General features: G+C 65.8%; 17 protein-coding genes. 4 read left to right on the forward strand and 13 right to left on the reverse strand.

Going from position 1 to position 21,278, the window contains the following annotated elements:
• Positions 1–291: 291 nt before the first annotated feature.
• Positions 292–786 carry a YcbK family protein gene (locus GGQ64_RS07280; RefSeq protein ID WP_183801410.1) on the forward strand — a complete coding sequence of 165 codons (495 nt, stop codon included), beginning with the start codon at positions 292–294 and terminating at the stop codon, positions 784–786.
• A 28-nt stretch (positions 787–814) separates the two neighbouring features.
• On the opposite strand, the gene GGQ64_RS07285 is transcribed toward GGQ64_RS07280, so the two are convergent.
• The 5 genes from GGQ64_RS07285 to mutS form a co-directional block, all read right to left on the reverse strand.
• Positions 815–1,219: a VOC family protein gene (locus tag GGQ64_RS07285; protein ID WP_183801413.1), complete on the reverse strand. Its 405-nt coding sequence runs from the start codon at positions 1,217–1,219 to the stop codon at positions 815–817.
• Positions 1,216–2,802: a murein biosynthesis integral membrane protein MurJ gene (murJ, locus tag GGQ64_RS07290; RefSeq protein ID WP_183801416.1), complete on the reverse strand. Its 1,587-nt coding sequence runs from the start codon at positions 2,800–2,802 to the stop codon at positions 1,216–1,218. Before murJ ends, GGQ64_RS07285 begins: the two co-directional genes overlap by 4 nt.
• Positions 2,799–5,624, reverse strand: coding sequence for a [protein-PII] uridylyltransferase (locus GGQ64_RS07295; RefSeq protein WP_183801419.1), 2,826 nt, complete (start codon positions 5,622–5,624; stop codon positions 2,799–2,801). Before GGQ64_RS07295 ends, murJ begins: the two co-directional genes overlap by 4 nt.
• A 152-nt stretch (positions 5,625–5,776) precedes the next feature.
• Positions 5,777–6,523, reverse strand: a complete 747-nt coding sequence (locus tag GGQ64_RS07300) for an SDR family oxidoreductase (protein ID WP_246422475.1) — start codon at positions 6,521–6,523, stop codon at positions 5,777–5,779.
• 164 nt (positions 6,524–6,687) lie between these two features.
• Positions 6,688–9,426: a DNA mismatch repair protein MutS gene (gene mutS, locus GGQ64_RS07305; RefSeq protein WP_425488498.1), complete on the reverse strand. Its 2,739-nt coding sequence runs from the start codon at positions 9,424–9,426 to the stop codon at positions 6,688–6,690.
• Between the two features lie 129 nt (positions 9,427–9,555).
• Between mutS and GGQ64_RS07310 the strand changes: the two genes are divergently transcribed.
• Positions 9,556–11,841 (forward strand): NADP-dependent malic enzyme, encoded by a 2,286-nt coding sequence (locus tag GGQ64_RS07310; RefSeq protein ID WP_183801428.1) that lies wholly within the window; start codon positions 9,556–9,558, stop codon positions 11,839–11,841.
• A gap of 80 nt (positions 11,842–11,921) precedes the next feature.
• Here the strand turns inward: GGQ64_RS07310 and olsB are convergent, their stop codons facing one another.
• From olsB to GGQ64_RS07335, 5 genes are all read right to left on the reverse strand, one after another.
• Entirely contained in the window at positions 11,922–12,800 is an 879-nt protein-coding gene (gene olsB, locus GGQ64_RS07315; RefSeq protein ID WP_183801431.1) for a l-ornithine N(alpha)-acyltransferase, read from the reverse strand.
• A gap of 140 nt (positions 12,801–12,940) precedes the next feature.
• The gene (locus tag GGQ64_RS07320) at positions 12,941–15,220 is read right to left on the reverse strand and encodes a hybrid sensor histidine kinase/response regulator (RefSeq protein WP_183801434.1); all 2,280 of its coding nucleotides are present in this window, start codon (positions 15,218–15,220) and stop codon (positions 12,941–12,943) included.
• A 56-nt stretch (positions 15,221–15,276) separates the two neighbouring features.
• Positions 15,277–15,780, reverse strand: coding sequence for a signal peptidase II (gene lspA / locus GGQ64_RS07325; protein ID WP_183801437.1), 504 nt, complete (start codon positions 15,778–15,780; stop codon positions 15,277–15,279).
• On the reverse strand, positions 15,777–16,643 hold the full coding sequence (locus GGQ64_RS07330; RefSeq protein ID WP_183801440.1) for a TrmH family RNA methyltransferase: 867 nt from the start codon (positions 16,641–16,643) through the stop codon (positions 15,777–15,779). The genes lspA and GGQ64_RS07330 overlap by 4 nt, the downstream gene beginning before the upstream one ends.
• The gene (locus GGQ64_RS07335; RefSeq protein WP_343059438.1) at positions 16,643–17,809 is read right to left on the reverse strand and encodes an RsmD family RNA methyltransferase; all 1,167 of its coding nucleotides are present in this window, start codon (positions 17,807–17,809) and stop codon (positions 16,643–16,645) included. Before GGQ64_RS07335 ends, GGQ64_RS07330 begins: the two co-directional genes overlap by 1 nt.
• A gap of 140 nt (positions 17,810–17,949) precedes the next feature.
• On the opposite strand from GGQ64_RS07335, the gene GGQ64_RS07340 reads away from it, so the two are divergent.
• Positions 17,950–18,399, forward strand: a complete 450-nt coding sequence (locus GGQ64_RS07340; protein ID WP_183801443.1) for an SRPBCC family protein — start codon at positions 17,950–17,952, stop codon at positions 18,397–18,399.
• Between the two features lie 303 nt (positions 18,400–18,702).
• On the opposite strand, the gene GGQ64_RS07345 is transcribed toward GGQ64_RS07340, so the two are convergent.
• The 3 genes from GGQ64_RS07345 to sppA are packed head-to-tail and all read right to left on the reverse strand — an operon-like array spanning position 18,703 to position 20,378.
• Positions 18,703–19,044 carry a DUF1049 domain-containing protein gene (locus GGQ64_RS07345; protein WP_183801446.1) on the reverse strand — a complete coding sequence of 114 codons (342 nt, stop codon included), beginning with the start codon at positions 19,042–19,044 and terminating at the stop codon, positions 18,703–18,705.
• A gap of 53 nt (positions 19,045–19,097) precedes the next feature.
• A complete protein-coding gene (locus GGQ64_RS07350; RefSeq protein WP_183801449.1) occupies positions 19,098–19,400 on the reverse strand; it encodes an integration host factor subunit beta in 303 nt (100 codons plus the stop codon).
• A 27-nt stretch (positions 19,401–19,427) separates the two neighbouring features.
• A complete protein-coding gene (gene sppA, locus GGQ64_RS07355; RefSeq protein ID WP_183801452.1) occupies positions 19,428–20,378 on the reverse strand; it encodes a signal peptide peptidase SppA in 951 nt (316 codons plus the stop codon).
• Between the two features lie 229 nt (positions 20,379–20,607).
• Here sppA and lptC point away from each other — a divergent pair, with 229 nt between their 5' ends.
• Positions 20,608–21,276 carry an LPS export ABC transporter periplasmic protein LptC gene (lptC, locus tag GGQ64_RS07360; RefSeq protein WP_183801456.1) on the forward strand — a complete coding sequence of 223 codons (669 nt, stop codon included), beginning with the start codon at positions 20,608–20,610 and terminating at the stop codon, positions 21,274–21,276.
• Positions 21,277–21,278: the final 2 nt, after the last annotated feature.

The raw sequence follows: 21,278 nt of genomic DNA on the forward strand, positions 1-21,278 counted from the left end.
GAGGCTGGTGGAGGGCCCAAGCAGCGGGTGCTGCAACTGGTTCACGGGCGCGCTTATGCACGGCGGCCGAAACACAATCAAGGGTGCAATCGGGGACGCTATCCCGACACGGTCCGGGCAGCGATCGTGGCGCCAAGACGGCACAATCGCGGCGTGCCCTTAATACTCCTTAAGTATTAACTAACATTAGTAATAAAATCCTCACAAAAGCCAATTTTGGGATTTCAGTTCTCTCCGGGGGTGGAGGTATCCCGGTCAGCTTTGCTGACCGACCTGATCAGGAGAGGTATCATGCGGAGAGCATGTTCCATGCTACTGGCCGGCCTGTTCGCGCTTTCGACGCTCGCCATCGACGGCGCGCAGGCGGGCGAGGAGACCAAACTGAACTTCAAGAAGGACAAGGGGCGGGTTACGCTCGCCTATGCGACCCAGACGCCGCGGGTCCAGCATCGCTGTTTTCCCGGCCGGCTGCACGCCGTGCTCGCCCATATTGCAGCACAGACCGGCAGGCGTCCTCTGGTGACCTCCGGCAACCGGTCAGGCGGCAGGCGGGGTTCCTATCACCGCAAGTGCATGGCGGCCGACATCCGCGTGCCCGGCGTCTCGGTCGGTCGCATCATCGCTGCGGCAAAGACCGCACCCGGCATCGGCGGCATCGGCACCTATTGCAACGGCATCGTCCATGTCGACGTCGGACCGAAGCGACGCTGGAACTATTGCGGCGCGCGCGGGCGCGGTCTCGCCAAGCTGAACAAGTCGAAATCGAAGGTCGTCGCCATGCGCTGAGGCGCGGGCGGGATCGATGCACCGGCGATCAGGCCGCCGGCTGCAGCAGGTCCCACTTGTTGCCGAAGGGATCCTCGAAGACGGCAACGGTGCCGTAGGCCTCCGTGCGCGGCTGCTCCAGAAAACGGACGCCTGCGGCGACGAAGGCAGAAAAGTCGTGTTCGAAATCGCCGGTATGGAGGAAGAAGCCGACACGGCCACCCGCCTGCCGGCCGATCGCAGCCATCTGCGCCTCGCCGACGGCCTCCGCCAAAAGCAGGCCCGCGCCATCGCCGCCCTTGTTGCCCCCCTTGGGCCGCACGACCACCCAGCGCTTGCCGTCGGGCAGTTGCGTGTCCTCGACGAGGTCGAAGCGCAGCGCGCCGCAATAGAAGGCGATCGCGCGGTCGTAGTCCGGCACCACGAGCGTGACGAGCGCGATCCGTCCTCTCATTCGCCACTCTCCGGCGCGGGCTTGGTCTTGCGCTTGATGTTGCGGCGGATCATGCCGAGATCGGCACCGCCGATCAGGAAGGCCACGCCGAAATAGATCACCATCGACAGCCCGATCAGGGCGCCGAGCGCAGCCACCTGCTCGAGCAGCGAGGCGGTGGAGGCGAGCCGCGTCGCCATCAGCCCCGAGGCGTAGTGCAGGCATGCGCCCATGACGAGGGCGGCCATCACCAGCCGCGCCACGCGCCAGGCCAGCGCCTTGTCCAGCGGCCAGTGGCCGCGGCGCACCAGCGTCACGAACAGGAAGATCGCCGTCAGCCAACCCGAGGTCGCCTCGGCGGTGGCGATGCCGCGTTCGTGGAAATAGGGAAAGAGCGAGACAGCCAGCACGCAATTGACCACCACCGAGAAAAGCGTGATGCGCATCGGCGTCTTGGTGTCCTCGCGGGCGAAGAAGCCGGGATTGAGTGCCTTGATCAGGACGAAGCCGGGCAGGCCGAGGCCGTAGATCGCCAGCGTGCCTGCAACGATGGAGGTGGTCTCGGGCGAAAACGCGCCGCGCTCGTAGAGGACGCGGACAATCTCGTCGGAGATGACCCAGAGGGCTGCGGCGGCCGGCAGCGTCAGGAACAGGACGAATTCCAACGACCGGTTCTGCAGGTTGGCCGCCTCCCGCTCCTGCCCGCCCTTCAGCGCGCGCGCCAGTTCCGGCAGCAGCACGACACCGACGGCGATGCCGACCACGCCGAGCGGCAGCTGGTAGACGCGATCGGCATATTGCAAGGCCGAGATCGCGCCCTCCCTGGTCGAGGCGATCATCTGGCCGATGATCTGGTTGATCTGGGTGATGCCTCCGGTGACGGCGGCCGGCAGCGCCAGCCAGAGCAGCCGCTTGACGTTCGGCGTCATCTTCGGCCAGCGGAAGCCGATGCGCATGCCGGCATGCAGGACCCCCGCATAGAGCACCACCATCTGCAGGATGCCGGCAACCAGCACACCCCAGGCGAGATACCAGGCCGTATCCAGCGGCGAGGCACCGGTGTAGAGCCCGTAGCCGAGCGCGCCGATCAGCACGAGGTTGAGGAAGATCGGTGCCACGGCTGCGGCGAAATAATGGTGCAGCGAGTTCAGCATGCCCGAGAGCATCGCCGTCAGCGACATGCACATCAGGTAGGGGAACATGACGATGGCGAGCCTGACCGTCACGTCGAACTTTTCGGGGTCGCCCACGAAACCCGGCGCGATGACCCAGGCGACGATCAGCGGCATCGCCAGTTCCATGGCGATTGTGATGAGCATCAGCACGGTGAAGAGGACGCCGAAGACCTCCTCGGAAAAGCGCTTGGCGCCGTCGATACCGCCGGCCTCGATCTCCTTGGCAAAGAGCGGCACGAAGGCGGCGTTGAAGGCGCCTTCGGCAAACAGGCGGCGAAACAGGTTCGGAAAGCGGAAGGCGGCATAGAAGGCATCCGCCATCGGGCCGGTGCCGAGCGCCGCCGCCATCAGCGTTTCGCGGGCGAAGCCCAGGATGCGGCTGCCGAGCGTCGCGCCGCCGACGGTGGCGAATTTCTTGACAAGGCTCATTCCGCGACCCTGATCCCCGGTTGCGCGCCGGCGGGTGCGACGATGCCCGACGGCATGCGGTCGCGCGCCTCGTCGGCCTCTTCGGCCATCACCGCCTTCAGCCTGGCCACAGTGTTGGCCTGGCGGTTCTCGTTGGTGATCTTCTGGCCGAGCAGGTCGTTGACGTAGAAGGTGTCGATCACCTTCTCGCCGAAAGTGGTGATGTGGGCCGAGGCGATATCGAGCGACAGGTCGGACAGCACCGCCGTCACCTCGGACAGAAGACCCGGCCGGTCGAGGCATTCGATTTCGATCACGGTGAACTTGTTGGACAGCGCATTGGAGATCGTCACCGCCGGCGGCACGGTGAAGGTCTTGGAGCGCTTGCGGCCGCGGGTGCGGTTGGCGATCACCTCCGGCAGGCGCTTGCGGCCCGAAAGCACGTCCTCGATCATCTTGCCGATGTTGGCCGCGCGACGCATCTCGTCGGCATCGTCGGGAAACTCGCGATTGACGAGGATCGTGTCCAGGGCGCGGCCGTCGGAGGTGGTGTGGATCTGCGCGTCGACGATGTTGGCGCCGGCAGCGGCACAGGCGCCGGCGATCACCGCCAGGAGCCGCGGATGGTCGGGAGAGAGCACGGTGATCTCGGTGATGGCATGGAAGCTATCCGTGCGCACCATTGTCGCCAGCGCCTGGCCGGCCTTGTCGGCGCCGCGGATGAAGCCCGCGTGGCGCACCTGTTCCTCCAGCGAAACCGTCAACAGGTAGGGATCGTAGTGCAGCCGGGTGTAGGCCCTGCGGTCCTTCTGGCTCCAGTCGGCGAGCGCCTCCGACAGCGCCTCGCGCGCGGCCTTCGCCCGTTCCTTGCGCGAAACCTCGGAGAAGCCTCCTGACAGCACGAGCTCGGTCTCGTAGTAGAGCGTTCGCAGCAACTGGCCTTTCCAGCCGTTCCAGACGCCCGGGCCGACCGCGCGGATATCGCAGACGGTCAGCACCAGGAGCATCTTCAGCCGCTCCATCGAGCGCACCTTGTCGGCAAAGTCGATGATGGTCTTGCGGTCGTTCAGGTCGCGGGTCTGCGCCACCATCGACATGACGAGGTGCTCCTCGATCAGCCAGACGACGAGCTCGGTCTGTTTCGGCGTCAAGCCGAAGCGCTGGCAGAGCTTTCGCGCCAGGCGGGCGCCGGCGACCGAATGATCTTCCGGCCGGCCCTTGGCCACGTCGTGCAGCAGGACCGCAACATAGAGCGGCAGGCGGTCCTCGATGCTGGGCATGACCTGCATGGCGGCCAGCGGATGCGCCTCCGTCTCGCGTCCCTGCTCGATGCCGGAAAGCACGCCCACGGAGCGGATCAGATGCTCGTCGACCGTGTAGTGATGATACATGTTGAACTGCATCATCGCGACGATCTTGCCGAATTCGGGGATGAACCGGCCGAGCACGCCCGACTCGTTCATCCGCCTCAGCATCAGGGCCGGGTCGCGCGGGGAGGTCAGGATCGACAGGAACAGCCTGTTGGCCTCGTCGTCCTCGCGCAGCGCGTTGTTGATCAGGCGGAGGGACCGGGTGACCAGCTTCAGGGCGTCGGGGTGGAACTCCAGCCCGTTGAGGTCGGCAATGTGGAAGAGCCTGATCAGGTTGACCGGATCGCGCTTGAACACATCCGGGGTGGCGATGGTGATGCGGCCGCGGTCCTCGACGAAGTCGAGCGAGCCCGGGATCTTGCGGTTGCGGCGGGTGAAGCGGCTGATGGCGGCGGTGATGCCCGGCGCTTCCTTGGCCTGCTGGTCCTCCAGCGCCGCGCAGAAGATGCGCGTCAGGTCGCCGACATCCTTGGCGACGAGGAAATAGTGCTTCATGAAGCGCTCGACCGCCGACAGCCCCGGATGCGGCTGATAGCCGAGGCAGGCGGCGATCTCGGCCTGGACGTCGAAGGACAGGCGTTCCTCGGGCTTCCCGGTGAGGAAATGGAGGTGGCAGCGCACCGCCCATAGGAAATCGTCGGCCTTCCGGAACAGCTTGAACTCGTGGCGCGACAGGACGCCGAGCTTGACCAGATCCTCCGGGTCGCGGATGTGGTAGTAGTACTTGGCGATCCAGAAGAGCGTGTGCAGGTCGCGCAGCCCCCCCTTGCCTTCCTTGATGTTCGGCTCCACCAGGTAGCGCGTGTCCCCGGCCTTGCGGTGGCGCTCGTCGCGCTCCGCAAGCTTGGCGGCGATGAACTCCGGCCCAGTGCCGCGCATGATCTCGCGCTCGAAGCGGACGGAGAGCTCGTCGAACAGCGGCAGCGAGCCGCACAGGTAGCGCGCCTCAAGGATCGCGGTGCGGATCGTCATGTCGCCCTTGGATAGCGAGATGCACTCCTCGATGCTGCGGGTGGCGTGGCCGACCTTGAAGCCCATGTCCCAGAGCAGGTAGAGCATGAACTCGATCGCCGGCTCGCTCCAGGGCTGCGGCCGGGGCGGCAGCAGGAACAGAAGGTCGATGTCGGATCCCGGCGCCAGCGTGCCGCGACCGTAGCCGCCGACGGCGGTCACCGTGATGCGGGCGGCCTGCGGCGCCATCGCCGCATTGAACACATGGTTCAGCGCGAAATCGTGGACGACGGAAATCAGCTGGTCCTGCAGCCAGGAGAGGCGGGCGGCGCAGGCAAGACCGCTGCCGTCGGCAAACAGAAGCTCGCGCGCCTGCTCGCGCCCCAACTGATAGGCCTTCTTCAGCTCGGCCAGCAGCGCCTGGCGCATGCGGTCGCGCTGTTCGGCATTCGTGCTGGCGATGAATTCGCACTTTGCCCGCAGGGCGGCGACGTCGAGCAGGCCCGAATGGGCCGGTACCATTACTTTACTGTCCATCGAATTGCGGCCGCCTGCTGCCCTTCTGCCTGTGGTCACCTGTCGGTGCAGAAGGGCTATAGCCCTTTTTGGCCGCAAGCGACAGTCATAGCCTTGGGGCGAGTGCGTGGGCTATAGCACCCGAAGGATCGACCAAGCTACAATAGGAAGTCTGAACGGGTACGCTCGATAACAATCTGGCGCAACGAGACGTTCGCAGGCGCGGATAGGGCGTAGATAATCGCGTCGACCACTTCCTTGTTGGTTAGGCCCTCGTCGATCCCACGCTGCCTCTGCCAGTCTGCCGTGACCGGGGAAACGTCCTCAATAATACCCGGATAGATCGAGGTGATACGAATGGAGCTTCCTTGAAGCTCCTCTACCAAACCTTGAGTGAAGCCATCTTGCGCCGCTTTCGCTGCCCTGAACGGAAGCGAAGCGCCAACGAACCTCGCATATGGCAAACCCGACATCGAAACGACATTGTGGATGTCCGCACGTGCCCTCGCTTTCAGCAAAGGCAACAGTTCTCTCGTCAGGATCATGGTGCCCGCGACCGCCGAGTTCACCACGGCCATGATCTGTTCGTCAGTATGGTCTTCCAGACTGCCTGTCGTGAACTGCGCGCCATTGTTGACCAATACATCGATATCAGGATGCATCATTGCAATCTTGTTCACCGCGCTGGCGATGGACCGAGGGCTCGAAAGATCACAGACAAAACTATCGGCTCGCGGCCCTCCGTTGCTTGAAATAGTGTCGCTCACCTCCTGCAAGGCATCCAGAGAGCGCCCTAGAAGGATCGGAAGTGCTCCCTGAGACGCGGCCACAATTGCCAAAGCCCGACCAAGTCCACGGCTCGCTCCTGTGATAACGATCTTTCTGCCTTGCACTGACGCTCCCATCCCGGCTCGGTTCTCGCAGCGATATTCCGCTCATAACGCATAGGCCACAAAAATCCGTCAGTCAGCAATCCACCAATCAACGACATATCCAGATCGGCCCTTCGATGCCCGCTCAGGGCCGAAAGTCGCCGTTGGTGGCATCCGCTGCATGGTGCCGCGAAACCCTAACGTGCGCCGGCTTCCTTCTTCAGCGCATAGAGCGCCTCCAGAGCCTCGCGCGGCGACATGTCGTCGGGACTGAGGCCCTTCAGCATCTCGTCGACCTTCGAGATGCCCGCAGCCCGCCCGGCCTCCTCGCGCCGCACCGCCACCTGGAACAGCGGCAGGTCGTCGATCAGCTGGCTTGCCGGGTTCTTGCGGTCGGCGTCTTCCAGCTTGGCGAGCACGTCCTTCGCCCGCGCCACGACGGAGGCGGGTAGACCGGCCAGCCGCGCCACCTGGATACCGTAGGACCGGTCGGCGGCGCCGGGGCCGACCTCGTGCAGGAAGATCACCTCGCCGTCCCACTCCTTCACCCGCATCGTCGCATTGGAAAGGCGGGCGAGCTTCTCGGAGAGCACCGTCAGCTCGTGGAAGTGGGTGGCGAACAGGCCGCGGCAACGGTTTGCCTCGTGCAGGTGCTCGACGGCGGCCCAGGCGATTGACAGGCCGTCGAAGGTCGCGGTTCCCCGGCCGATCTCGTCGAGGATCACCAGCGAGTGCTCGGTGGCCTGGTTGAGGATCGCCGCCGTCTCCACCATCTCGACCATGAAGGTCGAGCGGCCCCGCGCCAGGTCGTCCGAGGCGCCGACGCGCGAGAACAGGCGGTCGACGACGCCGATATGGGCGCTTTCGGCGGGAACATAGGATCCCATCTGCGCCAGGATCGCGATGAGGGCGTTCTGGCGCAGGAAGGTCGACTTGCCGCCCATGTTCGGGCCGGTCAGGAGCCAGATCGCCCCGTCGCCTTCGCCGCTTGGCGGGGAGAGGTCGCAGGCATTGGCGACGAAAGGATTGCCGGCCTGCCGGCGCAGCGCCTGCTCGACGACCGGATGGCGACCGCCCGCGATCGCAAACATCTTCGAGCGATCGACGACCGGGCGGCAATAGGCCTGCTCCTCGGCAAGGACCGCAAGCCCCTGCGAGACATCGACGACCGACAGGGCGCGTGCGGCCGCCTTGACCGCATCGGCTTGCGCCACCACCGCCTCCGTCAGCACCTCGAACGCCGCAAGCTCGATTGCCAGCGCCCGGTCGGCGGCGTTGGCGATCTTCGTCTCCAGCTCGGACAGCACGGTCGTGGTGAAGCGCATCGCGCCGGCCATGGTCTGGCGGTGGATGAAGCGCGCCTTGGCCTCGCCGCCCTCGGTGAGCGCCGAAGCGTTGCCGGCCGAGACCTCGATGAAGTAGCCGAGCACGTTGTTGTGCTTGATTTTCAGCGACCTGACGCCGGTCTCCTCGGCATATTGCAGCTGCAGGCCGGCGATCACCCGGCGCGACTGGTCGCGCAGCGCGCGCATCTCGTCTAGCTCGGCGTCCGCGCCCTCGCGGATGAAGCCGCCGTCGCGCTTCAGCAGCGGCAGCTCGTCGCCGAGCATGGAAGCGAGCCGTTCGACCAGCTCCCCCGGCAGGGCCTCGATGTGCTTGCGGGCCGCGGCCAGCTCGCCCTCCAGATCCTCGCCCGCCATCATGCCGGCGACCATTGAGGCCGCCCGCAGCCCCTGCAGCAGGGCGCCGAGGTCGCGCGGGCCGCCGCGGCCGAGCGCCAGCCGGGAGAGCGCACGCGGCATGTCCGGCAGAAGCTTCAGCGCATCGCGCAGGTCGGAGGCAAAGGAAGGACGGGCGGCAAGGGCCGCAATCGAATCCAGGCGCTCGTTGACCGGCTCAGGATCGGTCAGCGGCGACATCAGCCGCTCGGCCAGCAGCCGCGCGCCGCCGCCCGTCACCGTCCGGTCGATTGCTTTCAGGAGCGTGCCGCTCTTCTCGCCGGAGAGCGTGCGCACTAGCTCGAGGTTGGCCCGGGTCGCCGGGTCGATGAACAGCGTCGAGGCCGCACTTTCGCGCTCAGGCAGCCCGAGCGGCGGGCGCTCGGCGATCTGCGTCTTCTCGACATAGGCGATCGCAGCAGAGGCCGCCGACAGCTCGGCGCGCGAAAAGGTGCCGAAACCATCGAGCGTGCCGACGTCGAAATAGCGGGCAATCCTGCCCTCCGCCGTCGCGCTGTCGAACAGCACCGCCGGCTGGGGAACGACGACCCTGCCAAGCACGTCGACGACGGGACGGAACTCGGGATCATGGAACAGCGTGTCGGGCACGATCAGTTCGCGCGGCTCGATGCGCAGGATGTCCGCCAGGAGCCGCTGCCCGGTCGTCTCAGCCAGCCGGAAGACGCCGGTGGAGATGTCGATCCAGGCGAGCGCCAAAGCCGGATCGGCGCCGCCACGGATGCGCGACAGCGTCATCAGGTAGTTGGCGTCGGACGGCGAGAGCAGCTTTTCCTCTGTCAGCGTTCCGGGGGTAACGAGACGGACGACGTCGCGGCGGACGACCGACTTCGAGCCGCGCTTCTTGGCCTCTGCCGGATCCTCGACCTGCTCGCAGACGGCGACGCGGAAGCCGAGCGCGATCAGCTTCTGCAGGTAGTCGTCGGCGGCATGAATCGGTACGCCGCACATCGGGATGTCCTGCCCCAGGTGCTGGCCGCGCTTGGTCAGGGTGATGCCGAGCGCACGCGAGGCGTCGGCAGCGTCCTGGAAGAACAGCTCGTAGAAATCGCCCATGCGGTAGAACAGCAGGCAATCGGGATTGTTGGCCTTGATCTCGATATACTGTTCCATCATCGGCGTCGCCGATGCACGGCTCGCCACGCTGGCAAGTTCGGAGGTCGTCAATATGTCGCCGGGGCGCACGATCTGGTCGTTCACGGAAAAGCTGTTCATCCCAAAAAAGAGGTGTCACCCTATCCGCCTGTCGCTATAGAAGACAACACCTCAAGGGGGCGCAGGGCCTGCTGCCCACAAGAGGTTGACCGGAAATGCATTGGGGGGAGACCGATGGCGCAGACAGGCAAGACGAAGCGGGCGGTTGCAAGCGTGACCGATCAGGAAGCGCTGGATTTCCACGCGCAGGGTCGTCCCGGAAAACTCGAGATCACCCCGACCAAGCCGATGGCAACGCAGCGCGACCTGTCGCTGGCCTATTCGCCGGGCGTGGCCGTCCCCGTCAAGGCGATCGCGGAAGACCCCTCGCGCGCCTACGACTACACCTCCCGCGGCAACATGGTCGCCGTTATCTCCAACGGCACGGCCATCCTCGGCCTCGGCAATCTCGGCGCGCTCGCCTCAAAGCCGGTGATGGAGGGCAAGGCCGTACTCTTCAAGCGCTTCGCCGACGTCGATTCCATCGACCTCGAGGTCGATACGGAAAATGTCGACGAGTTCATCAACTGCGTGCGCTATCTCGGTCCGTCCTTCGGCGGCATCAACCTGGAAGACATCAAGGCGCCGGACTGCTTCATCATCGAGCAGCGCCTGCGCGAACTGATGGACATCCCCGTCTTCCACGACGACCAGCACGGCACCGCCATCATCGCCGCCGCGGGCCTGGCGAACGCGCTGACGCTGACCGGCCGCGATTTCAAGACGACCAAGCTCGTCTGCAACGGCGCGGGTGCTGCCGCGATCGCCTGCGTCGAGCTGATCAAGTCGATGGGCTTCAATCCCGAAAACGTCATCCTCTGCGATACCAAGGGCGTCATCTACCAGGGGCGCGAGGAGGGCATGAACCAGTGGAAGTCGGCCCATGCCGTCAAGACCGACCGGCGCAGCCTGCAGGAAGCGCTCGATGGCGCCGACGTGTTCTTCGGTCTTTCGGCCAAGGGGGCGCTGACGGCCGAGATGGTGCGCTCGATGGCGGCGCATCCGATCATCTTCGCCATGGCCAATCCGGACCCCGAGATCACCCCGGAGGAGGTCGCCCGCATCCGTGACGACGCGATCGTCGCCACGGGGCGTTCGGACTACCCGAACCAGGTCAACAACGTTCTCGGCTTTCCCTACATCTTCCGTGGCGCGCTGGACGTGCGCGCCACCACGATCAACGACGCGATGAAGATCGCCGCCGCCGAGGCGCTCGCAAACCTCGCCAAGGAGGACGTGCCCGACGACGTCGCCGCCGCCTACCAGGGCAACCGGCCCCGCTTCGGCGCGCAGTACATCATCCCCGTCCCCTTCGACCCGCGCCTGATCTCGGCAATCCCGGTGGCCGTGGCGAAGGCGGCGATGGACACCGGCGTCGCCCGCCGGCCGCTGCTCGACCTCGACGCCTATGCGCGTGAACTGAAGGCGCGGCGCGACCCGATCGCCTCGACGCTGCAAAGCATCTATGCGCGCGTGCGCCGGCATCCCAAGCGCGTGGTCTTCGCCGAGGGCGAGGAAGAGCAGATGATGCGCGCCGCCGTCTCTTACACCAACCAGCAGCTCGGCACCGCCATCCTGGTCGGCCGGGAAGAGCGCATGCGCGACACCGCCGAGCGTGCCGGCATCGATCTCGACCGGCCCGGCATCGAACTTCTGAACGCGCGCATTTCCAAGCGCAACGACGCCTATACCGACTATCTCTACGCCCGCATCCAGCGCAACGGCTACCTGTTCCGCGATGCCCAGCGCCTGATCAACAACGACCGCAACCATTTCGCCGCCTGCATGGTCGCGCTCGGCGACGCGGATGCGATGGTGACGGGCCTGACGCGCAACTACTCGACCGCGCTGGAAGACGTGCGCCGCTGCATCGACGCCAAGCCGGGACACCGCGTCATCGGCGCCTCGCTGGCGCTCTGCCGCGGCCGCACCGTGCTGGTCGCCGATACCGCCGTGCACGACATGCCGAACGCGGAGGAACTGGCCGACATCGCCGAGGAGGCCGCCGGTCTCGCCCGCCGGCTCGGCTACGAACCGCGCGTGGCGATGCTCGCCTATTCGACCTTCGGCAATCCTTCCGGGGAGCGCTCCGAGCGTGTGCGCGAGGCGGTGAAGATCCTCGACAAGCGGCGCGTCGATTTCGAGTACGACGGCGAGATGGCCGCCGACGTGGCGCTGAACCCGAAGATCATGGAGCAGTATCCGTTCTGCCGCCTCTCCGCCCCCGGCAACGTGCTGGTCATGCCCGCCTTCCACTCAGCGGCGATCTCGACCAAGATGCTGCAGGAACTCGGCGGCTCGACCGTGATCGGCCCGCTGCTGGTCGGCCTCGACAAGTCGGTCCAGATCGTCTCGATGGGCGCAAAGGACAGCGATATCGTCAACATGGCGGCGCTCGCGGCGTACAACGCCGGGGTTTGAGGGCTTCGATACGACAATCCCTCCCGGCAACGGGAGGGATTGTCATTCAAAACCTTTGACCGGGGAAATGATGGATTGCCTCAGCTGGCAAACCGCCCGGCGTCAGCGCCGTAGTAGTTGATGTAGCGGCCAGAGATGCTGCCGATCGGCAGCACGGTCAGGACGTCGGTGGTGCGGAAGGCATGATCGACGACGGCGCCGTCGCCGATCATCGCACCAAGCCGCAGGTAGCCCTTGACCAGCGGCGGCATGGCGGCGAGCGCGCGCCGTGCATTGACGGCCTCGCTCGGCACGAGGTCCATGGTGCGATACTGGTCCTCATGGGCCCTGACGGCCCATTCCCCGCCCGCCAGAGCATTCTGGTGCAGGAAGGACAGCGCCAGAGCATGCTCCTCGGGGACGACGCCGCCGAACGAGGCGCAGCCGAACATCGCCTGGACGCCGTGCTTCAGCGCATAGGCCCAAGCGCCCTGCCAGAGCAGCTCGACCGTGCGCTTGGTGCGGTACTGCGGCAGGACGCAGGAGCGGCCGAGCTCCATGAAACGCTTGTCCGGATGGCGGGCAATCATCGTCTCGACGTCGAATTCCGATTGCGAGTAGAAGCCGCCCGAGCCCCTGGCCACGTCCTGCCGCAGTAGGCGGTAGGTGCCGACGATCTGCTCTTCCGGGTCGCCCTCGATCGCAGTGTCGAGCACGAGCAAGTGGTCGCAGACCATGTCCCAGGCGTCGATGTCGCGCCGGCGGCGCATCGCATCGGGGGCAATCTGGGCGTTCATCTCCTCGACGAAGACGCGATAGCGGACGGCCTGGGCGGCATCGATCTCGCTGTTCTTCAGGGCCAGGCGCGTCTCGAGCGTGCCGATCCGGCCGAGCACCTCGGCAGACCTGCGCACAGGAAGCTGGCACGTCGGCGGTACGGTTTCGGTCACCACGTTGGGCTCTGCGATCTCCACGGTCATGGGCCACCTTCCTGCGTTGATTTGCGCGTCTTTAAACACGAATCTGCAACAGGATGGTGACATCCACGCGACCGGGACCATAGGACCGTGCACGCCGGCCGGCAAGGACATGCAGGCCACAATCAGGGGCAGCAGCGAACTTAGTTCGACACGCGCGCGGCCATCAGCCGGGAGACCTCGGAAAGCAACGCCGGCGGCTCTGCGGGCTTGACCATGACGCAGGCCGCGCCGAAGGCGATCAATTCCTGGTGAAGCGCCGCACGCCGGTCGGCGGTCAGCACGATGAGCGGCACTGCTCCCTTTCCGGAAGCGATCGCGCGGATCACCTCGCGCCCTTCGCCGCCCGGCATGCCGACGTCGGTGATGACGATGTCCGGCCGAACCCTGCCCTCGCCGAGGGCTGTAAGCAGCGCCGGGAAATCCTCGACGAGCATGACCTCGAAGCCCGCCTTCGAGAGCATCGAGCGCACCAGCATCGCATTGATCGGATCGTCCTCGGCCAGGAGCACCCGGCCGGCCGGCCGATCCGGCTCTGGCGGGAGGTCGTCTGCCGGCGGCTCGCTCAGGACCGGGCGGTTGTCGTTGATCGCGTCGCGGATCTCGATGCCCTTCATGCGCCCGCGCAGGACCTCCACCAGTGAACGTTCGCGCAAGGGACGGATCAGCCAGGCGTCATAGCCCTCGCCGTTGCCGATCGCCCGGCCTGTGCGCTCCTCCGGGTTGACGAGATAGACGCGGCGGATGCAGGCGTCGGCGAAGACCGGAAGGTGCAACAGCTCCCGCCGGAAATCGCCGGAAAGCCTATTGTCGACGATGATGTCGGTCAGCGGAAAAGCCACCGCGCCCTGGGCGATCTCCAGCGCCTCGTTTACCTCGGCGACATGGCGGCAGGTGCCGCCGAGCGTCTCGATGGTCCGCTTCAGGGCCTTCGAGACCGGCCCTTCCGGGGCGAACAGGAAGACGGCCGAGCCGCGCAGCGGCCCGGAACGACCGGTGACGGGGGCGAGCGAGGGCGCCGCCGGCATCCGGATCGTGAAGGTGGAGCCGCGGCCGAGTTCGCTCGCAAGCGTCAGTGCGCCGCCGGCCTCGCGCAGGATGCGCGCCGAGATCGCGAGCCCGAGCCCGGCGCCGCCGCGGCGCTGGGAGACGCCACCCGCCTGCTCGAAGGCCTCGAACACGCGCGCCTGCTCCTCCGCCGTCATGCCGGGGCCGGTGTCTGCAATCGTGACGACGATATGCTCGCCCTCGAGCATCGTCTCGAGATAGACCCCTCCCGCGGGGGTGAACTTCACCGCATTGCCGATGACGTTGTAGAGCACCTGCCTGAGCCGCGGTCCGTCGAAGAGCATGACGGCGGGCACGTCGGCGGAAACGAAGGAGCCGATCTCGATCCCCTTCTCGTGGGCCCGCGGCGACAGCATCTCGACGACACTTTCCAGCAATGGACGCACCGGCTCCTCGCAGGGGCGAAGCTGGAAGCGCCCCGCCTCGATCGTGGAGAAGTCGAGCAGGTCGTCGACGAGCTGCACCAGTGCGTGGCCGGATTGGCGGATGCCGGCGAGGTAGTTCTTCTGCTCCGCCGTCAGCCGCGTCTGGCCGATCAGGTGCGACATGCCGAGGATACCCGACAGCGGCGTGCGGATTTCATGGCTGACGGTGGCGAGCAGGCGGGATTTCGTCTCGCTCTCCATCTCCGCCCGGCGCCGTGCGATCTCGCGCTCGTTCTCCGCACGGCGTTCCTCGGTGACGTCGCGGGCGATGCTGTGGATCACCAGTTCGCCGGTCGCCGGATCGCGGATGGTGATGTCGTGCCAGGCATAGATGCGCGGACCGCCCGGCGTCGCGATCTCGACGTCGTAGTGATAGGGCAGCGCCTGAGAGCGGAAATCCAGCCCTATCTCGCTGCAGGACAGCCCCGTCGGATCGATGATGCCGACGAGGTCGCTGATCACGGCATTGGCGCGGAGAATCTTTCCGTCCAGCGAACGAACCATGACGATGTCGCGCAGGATGTCGTGGATCGCCGCCGTCACCGCCGCCGTCTCGTTCTGCTCCCAGTAGAGGTCGTGACTATGCTCTGCGTGACGGCCGCTTCGCTGTGCGCTGTGCAATCCGTGCCGGATCAGCAGGATCGAGCCGGCGATCCCGATCGTCCCGAGGCCGAACGCCGCGATGTGGAAGTCCTGGAGGATGCCGGTGACCAGCACGAGCCCGGCCGAAAGCAGTGTCAGGCCGGCGACGATCGCCGAGGTGAATGCCTGGTCGAAGGGCGCCTGGCCCGCGACATCGGCCGGAGACCGGGCCGCGCGCACACTATCGCCCGGCTCGCCGCCGTCGTTGCGCGGCGCTCCCCTGTCGTCGTTCGGCTCGTCCGCGAATTCCGCCCGGAGCCTGTCCTGGAGCTTGGCTGGTTCGCTCATGCAGGCGCAGATAGCATGCCAAGCGTTCAGAACCGCTTCAGCAAACCGCTCGCATTTTAACGATCGGCGGGTGCCTTGCGCCGGCGCATCAGCAACAGTTCGTCCAGCAGGATGAGGCCGGCACCGATGGTGATGAAGCTGTCTGCGAGGTTGAAGACGGCGAACGACCAGGTCGAGGTGTAGAACAGCACGTAGTCGATCACGTATCCGTACAGGAAGCGGTCGACGAGATTGCCGATCGCGCCGGCGATGATCAGCGCATAGCCCGCATGCGCCACCCCCCTCGCCTTCGGCGTCTGCCACCAGAGCCAACTGACGAAGGCGACGACCACGAGGCGCAGGCCGACGATGAACCAGTCCTCCATGCCCGACAGCATCGAGAACGCGACGCCGTAGTTGTAGGTGCGGTAGAGCGCCAGCATCGGCAAGACGTGAACCGGCTGCTGGAACGGCAGCCAGGCCTCGACAGCGAATTTCACGAGCTGGTCGACCAGCACCGCGAGCACGATGAACATGGCGACCGGGATCGGCCTGGAAAACAACGGTATGCGATCGTTCATTCGGAGCCGTCCAGGGACAGGAGATGACGGCGGGCTTCGAACAGCATGACGCCGGTCGCGATCGCCAGGTTGAGGCTGTCGGCGCGGCCGGCCTGGGGGATGCGCGCGAGCGCGTCGGCCGCCTGCGCCAGTTCGTCGGGAATGCCGGCCTGTTCGTTGCCCATCAGGAGAACGACAGGCCGCCCCTTGTAGTCGATCGTGCGATAGTCGACGGCGCCGGCCAGGTGCGTGGCGACGACCTTCACGCCCGCCTCCTTCTTCCAGCGCAGGAAATCGGCGACCGAGGCTTTGGTGACGGGCATGGCGAAGACGGATCCCATCGTCGCCCGGACCGTTTCCAGCGAGAACGGATCGGTCGTATCGCCGACGAGGATGACACCGGAGGCGCCGGCCGCGTCGGCGGTGCGGATGATGGTGCCGAGGTTCCCCGGGTCGCGAACGCGATCCAGAGCCACGTAGGTCTCGCCGGTGCCCGGGCGCAGGTCCTTCAGCGGCGTATAACGCTGCTCGAAGACGCCCACCACCATCTGCGGATTGTCGCGCCGGGTGATGGCCGACATCACCTTCTCGCTGACCTCCAGCACCAGTCCGCCCCTGGCGAACGTCTTCGCAGCGACCTGCTCTACGTGCGGCTTGCCCTTGGCGGCCTTGGCATAGACCAGCGTGCGGATGGCCCAGCCGAGCTCCAGCGCGTCGATCACCAGCTTGAGCCCCTCGGCCATGAACGTCTTCGTCTCGTCGCGCGTCTTCTTCTGGGCGAGCGCCTTGAGGTCCTTTACGATCGGATTGGCGAGGCTCGTCACCTCCTTGACCTGGCCCACGCGGTGCGGACCCCTGTCGTGCTCGTGGCGATGCTCGCTCATCAGGAAGTCCACCGGCTGAAAAGGGACGTGGAAAGAGCGCGGCCGGCTACGCTGCCGTCGAGGCCGCCCTCGCGGATGACGAGTTCGCCAGATTCGACCAGCCCACCGCGGCCGCGCATGGTCTCGCGCACCAGTTCGTGGATCGAATAGAAGCTCGCCCGGATGGAATAGGCCGTCAGCACCAGGGCTGCATCCTTCGGCGACAGGATTTCCCGGCAGATGTCGAGCATCAGCGGCAGGCCCTCGAACAACTGCCAGACCTCGCCGTTCGGCCCGCGGCCGAATTTCGGCGGGTCGGCGAGGATGATGTCGTAGCGGCTGCCGCGGCGCTCCTCGCGTAGGATGAACTTCATCGCATCCTCGCAGATCCAGCGGATCGGCAGCTTCTCGCCGCGACCCAGGGCCTGGTTCTCGCGCGCCCAGCCGATCGCCTTCTTCGAGGCGTCGACATGGGTGACCTCGGTGCCGGCACGCGCGGCCACCAGCGAGGCGACGCCGGTATAGCCGAACAGGTTCAGCACCTTCAGCGGCCGGCCGGCAGCCTCGATCCGCGCCTTCATCCAGCTCCAGTGGGCCAGTTGCTCGGGAAAGACGCCGACATGGCGAAAAGCAGTAAAGCGGCCGTAAAAATCCGTCTCCAGCAGCCGCATCGGCCAGGTTTCGCCGAGTGCCGCGCCGGGGAAACGCCAGCGCCCCATGCCGTCCTCGTCGGTATCGCCGGTGAAGACGGCATCCGCCCGGTCCCAGACGTGCGCCGGCAGGCTCCGCGGCCAGAGGGCCTGCGCCTCGGGCCGCACGATCCGGTAAGGCCCGTACTGCTCGAGCTTTTCGCCGTCGCCGCTGTCGATCAGGCGATAGTCGTCGGTGCCGGCCGTCTCGAGGATGACCGGAACCCGCTCGGTCGGCTTGTCGCCGGCATGCACTCTCACCGGGCGCGGTGGCTCGGAGGGCTGTTCGACCACCTTTTGCGGGCGGGTGCGCGCCGTATCGGCTGCGACATTGCGTGTTTTTGCAAGTGTCCGCGCGGGACCCGGATGCTTGGGGCCGCCCTTCATCTCCGGCTTGGCGGGAGCCTTGGCAGACGCAGCCGGCCGGGCGCGATCGCTGGCGTGCGCCGCACCCGATGCAGCGGGGCCCTTCTTCTGCCGGCGGTTCCTGTCCTTCACGTCGCGGTCCGTCTGGTTCTTTTTTGGAAAGCGGACGCAGATCCGCGGGAAAGCGAGACCAAATAGCACCCCTCTCCCACTTGGCAAAGCGCTTTCCGATCTGCGATAAATCAAGCGAGCGGTTCAGGAGGAGAGACGCCATGGACTTGACAGGTGAGGAGCGCATCGCCGCCCCGCGCGAAGCCGTCTGGGCCGCGCTGAACGACCCGGAGACACTGAAGGCCTGCATTCCCGGATGCCAGTCGCTGAGCCAGACGTCGCCGACCGAACTCGAGGCCACCGTCAAGATCAAGATCGGGCCGGTCTCCGCCACCTTCAAGGGCGAGGTGACGCTGTCGAACCTCAATCCGCCGGAGAGCTATACCATCGCCGGCGAGGGCAAGGGCGGGATTGCCGGCTTCGCCAAGGGCGGGGCGGACGTGATGCTGACCGACGAGGGCACTGAGACGCTGCTGTCCTACACGGTCCACGCCGAGATCGGCGGCAAGCTGGCCCAGCTCGGCTCCCGCCTGATCGATTCCACCTCGAAGAAGCTCGCCGCGCAGTTCTTCGCCGATCTCGGCACCCGCCTGAACGGCGGCGTCGCTTAAGGGAGCTCTCTCCGTCAAATGTGGGGGAGGCAGCGGGCACAGAGTGTGCGGGAAAGCCCCCTCATCCGGCCCTTCGGGCCACCTTCTCCCCGCTGGGGAGAAGAGGGAGACCGTTGCTCGGCCCTGCCCGGATCACGTCCGTCACATGCGTTTTCTGCTTGGATGAGACATCGCCCGAAGCCGCAGCAACTCCGCTCGGCTATGGCACTACTTCGCGTTCCCTCTTCTCCCCATCGGGGAGAAGGTGGCGCGCAGCGCCGGATGAGGGGGCGGCGGGCACCACAAGGCCAGCGGTACCCCTTCCTACTTCGGCGGCGGCAGAGCCGTCTGGGAGGCGAGCGTTTCGGCGCGGGCCTTCTGCTTGTCCGCCTCGGTCTGCCACTTGACCGCCTCGGTGGCCTCGACGCGGGCGCGCTTGCGGTACTTGTGCTGGCTGATCCAGGTGGCGACGGCGCCGATGATCATGCCGAGCAACAGCGCCAGGAAGAGGAAGACGAAGAAAGGCGCGGTCATCGAGAGAACCGAATCCTCGGGCCTGAACGGGTTCAGCGCCATGCGCACCGGCTGACGGTTGGCGACCGAGAGCACGATGAGCACGATCGCGACCGGCACCAGCACGACGATGTTGACGATTTTCCTGGCCATGGGGCCGCCTCCCGCAAACGGAACTGTCGATGGACCGCGGCGCGGCGCCGACATCAATCGGCGTCGTCGTCCAGGTGATTAGGGTTGAGCCGCTCGCGCAGCTCCTTGCCGGTCTTGAAGAAGGGTACCCACTTCTCCTCGACGAAGACGCTGTCGCCGGTGCGCGGGTTGCGGCCGGAACGCGACGGGCGGTTCTTGACCGAAAAGGCACCGAAGCCGCGCAGCTCGACCCGGTTGCCGGCGGCGAGAGCATCGGAGATCTCGTCCAGCACCGCGTTGACGATGTTCTCCACGTCGCGGTGATAGAGATGCGGATTGCGAGCGGCGACGATCTGTACCAATTCTGACTTGATCACTGTTGTCCCCTCAAAACGCGTGTCTTTTCAATCACGTCCAACCTGCCAAACAGAGACAAGACCGTCAAGGAACAACTTTTCGCCCCCGAGCTTTTCGATCGCGTTCGAGGGGCCGACGTCGAGCCCGAGCAACCCCTTCAGCAGATCGGCGGAGTCGATGCCGATGCCGAACAGGCCCGAGCGCCGCGGCGGTTCGTAGTCGATCACGGAAAGGCTGCGGCTGACGTCCCGCGTCTGAAGATAGTCGCGGATCTCGTCGTCGCCGCCGAGCTTGTCGACGAGCTTGGCCTGGAGCGCCTGCCGGCCGGTATAGATGCTGCCGTCGGCAAGCCGCAGGACCTCTTCGCGCGGCAGCTTGCGGCGGTCGGCGACCAGATCGACGAACCAGGCGAAGCTGTCGTCGACCATGCGGCGGATCATCGCCCTGGCCTCCTCGCTGGCCGGATGGAACGGAGAGGGCTCGGCCTTCAGCGGCGCCGACTTCACCTCGTCCAGCGAGACCCCGAGCTTGTCCATCAGCGGCTTGATCTGCGGATACTGGAAGATCACGCCGATCGAGCCGGTGATCGAGCTCTCGCCGGCGATGATCGTGTCGCCGGCGGCTGCGATCATGTAGCCCGCGGACGCGGCAAGCGTGCGCACATCGGCAACGACCGGCTTCTTCTCGGCCACCTTGCGCAGCGCCTTGAAGATGACCTCCCCGCCATAGGTCGTCCCGCCCGGCGAGGTGATGGACACCACCAGCGCCTTGACGCGGTCGTTGCGCTCGATCCGCTCCAGCCGCTCGAGAAGCTCGGTGTCGTCCTGGATGATGCCGCTGATCTTTACGCGCGCGATGTGGTTCTGGGCCGCACCGGTCTCCCAGTTGACAGCCACTGCGACGAATGCGGCGGCAGCCGCAAGCAGCACGGCGGCGACCCGCCAGAAGGTGAGCTTGCGGCGCAACTGCCGACGATCGGCTATAGCGGACTGATCCATCTGCAAATTCCCCGTGCGGTGATTTTTCATGGCCGACGGCGAAGGCGCCATTTGCCAAATGCCCCATCGATATGGCATTAGCCGGGCAGATAGCAAATCATTCGCATCAAAATCTACACATCCATTGTTTCTTCTGGAATAATTGCCATATGGGGCGCGTTACTATGGTTCGGGGCACAGGCGACTGCGCCGGCACGGGCCTTGGGGCCGCAGACATCGAACAAGGCTTATGCTGACAACAGTCGCAGATACGCATCACGCAGGGCAGCCGGAGAGCCGCATGACGGAGACATACCGTCGGGCGGCGCGCCATTCGGCGCGCGTGCGCGTGCTGAAGATCGCGCTGCCGGTGATCGGCCTTGTGATCGCCGCCGCCTTCGCCATCGTCTCCATCGTCAGCACATACATTCCCGACGAACTCGAGGTCGAAAGCGCCACGATCGAGGACGGCAAGGTGGTGATGAAAAATCCCGCCATTGCCGGTCGCAACCGTGACGGCATCAGCTACTCGATGAAAGCCGACCGGGCGCTGCAGGACATGAAGAATCCCGACATCATCCAGCTGGAAAACATCAAGGCGCAGATGCCGGTCAACGACAAGATGGTTGCGCAGGTCGACGCCGTCACCGGCATCTACGACCGCGGCCGCAACATCCTCGACATGACCGCGCCCTTCACCATTCGCCTCAACACCGGCCTCGAGGCCGCCTTCCGCGACGCCCATCTCGACATCAATGGCGGCCGCATGTCGACCCAGCAGCCCGTCACCATCCAGTCCAAGGAAGCTTCGATTGTTGCGCAGTCGCTGCGAATGACGGATAAAGGGCGAACCGTCGTCTTCGAGGGAGACGTCGTCGTCAATGTCGATCCCGCAGCTATCCGCAACAGAGAGAAGTAGGG

This window comes from Mycoplana azooxidifex, assembly GCF_014196765.1.
In the GTDB taxonomy this organism is placed as follows: domain Bacteria; phylum Pseudomonadota; class Alphaproteobacteria; order Rhizobiales; family Rhizobiaceae; genus Mycoplana; species Mycoplana azooxidifex.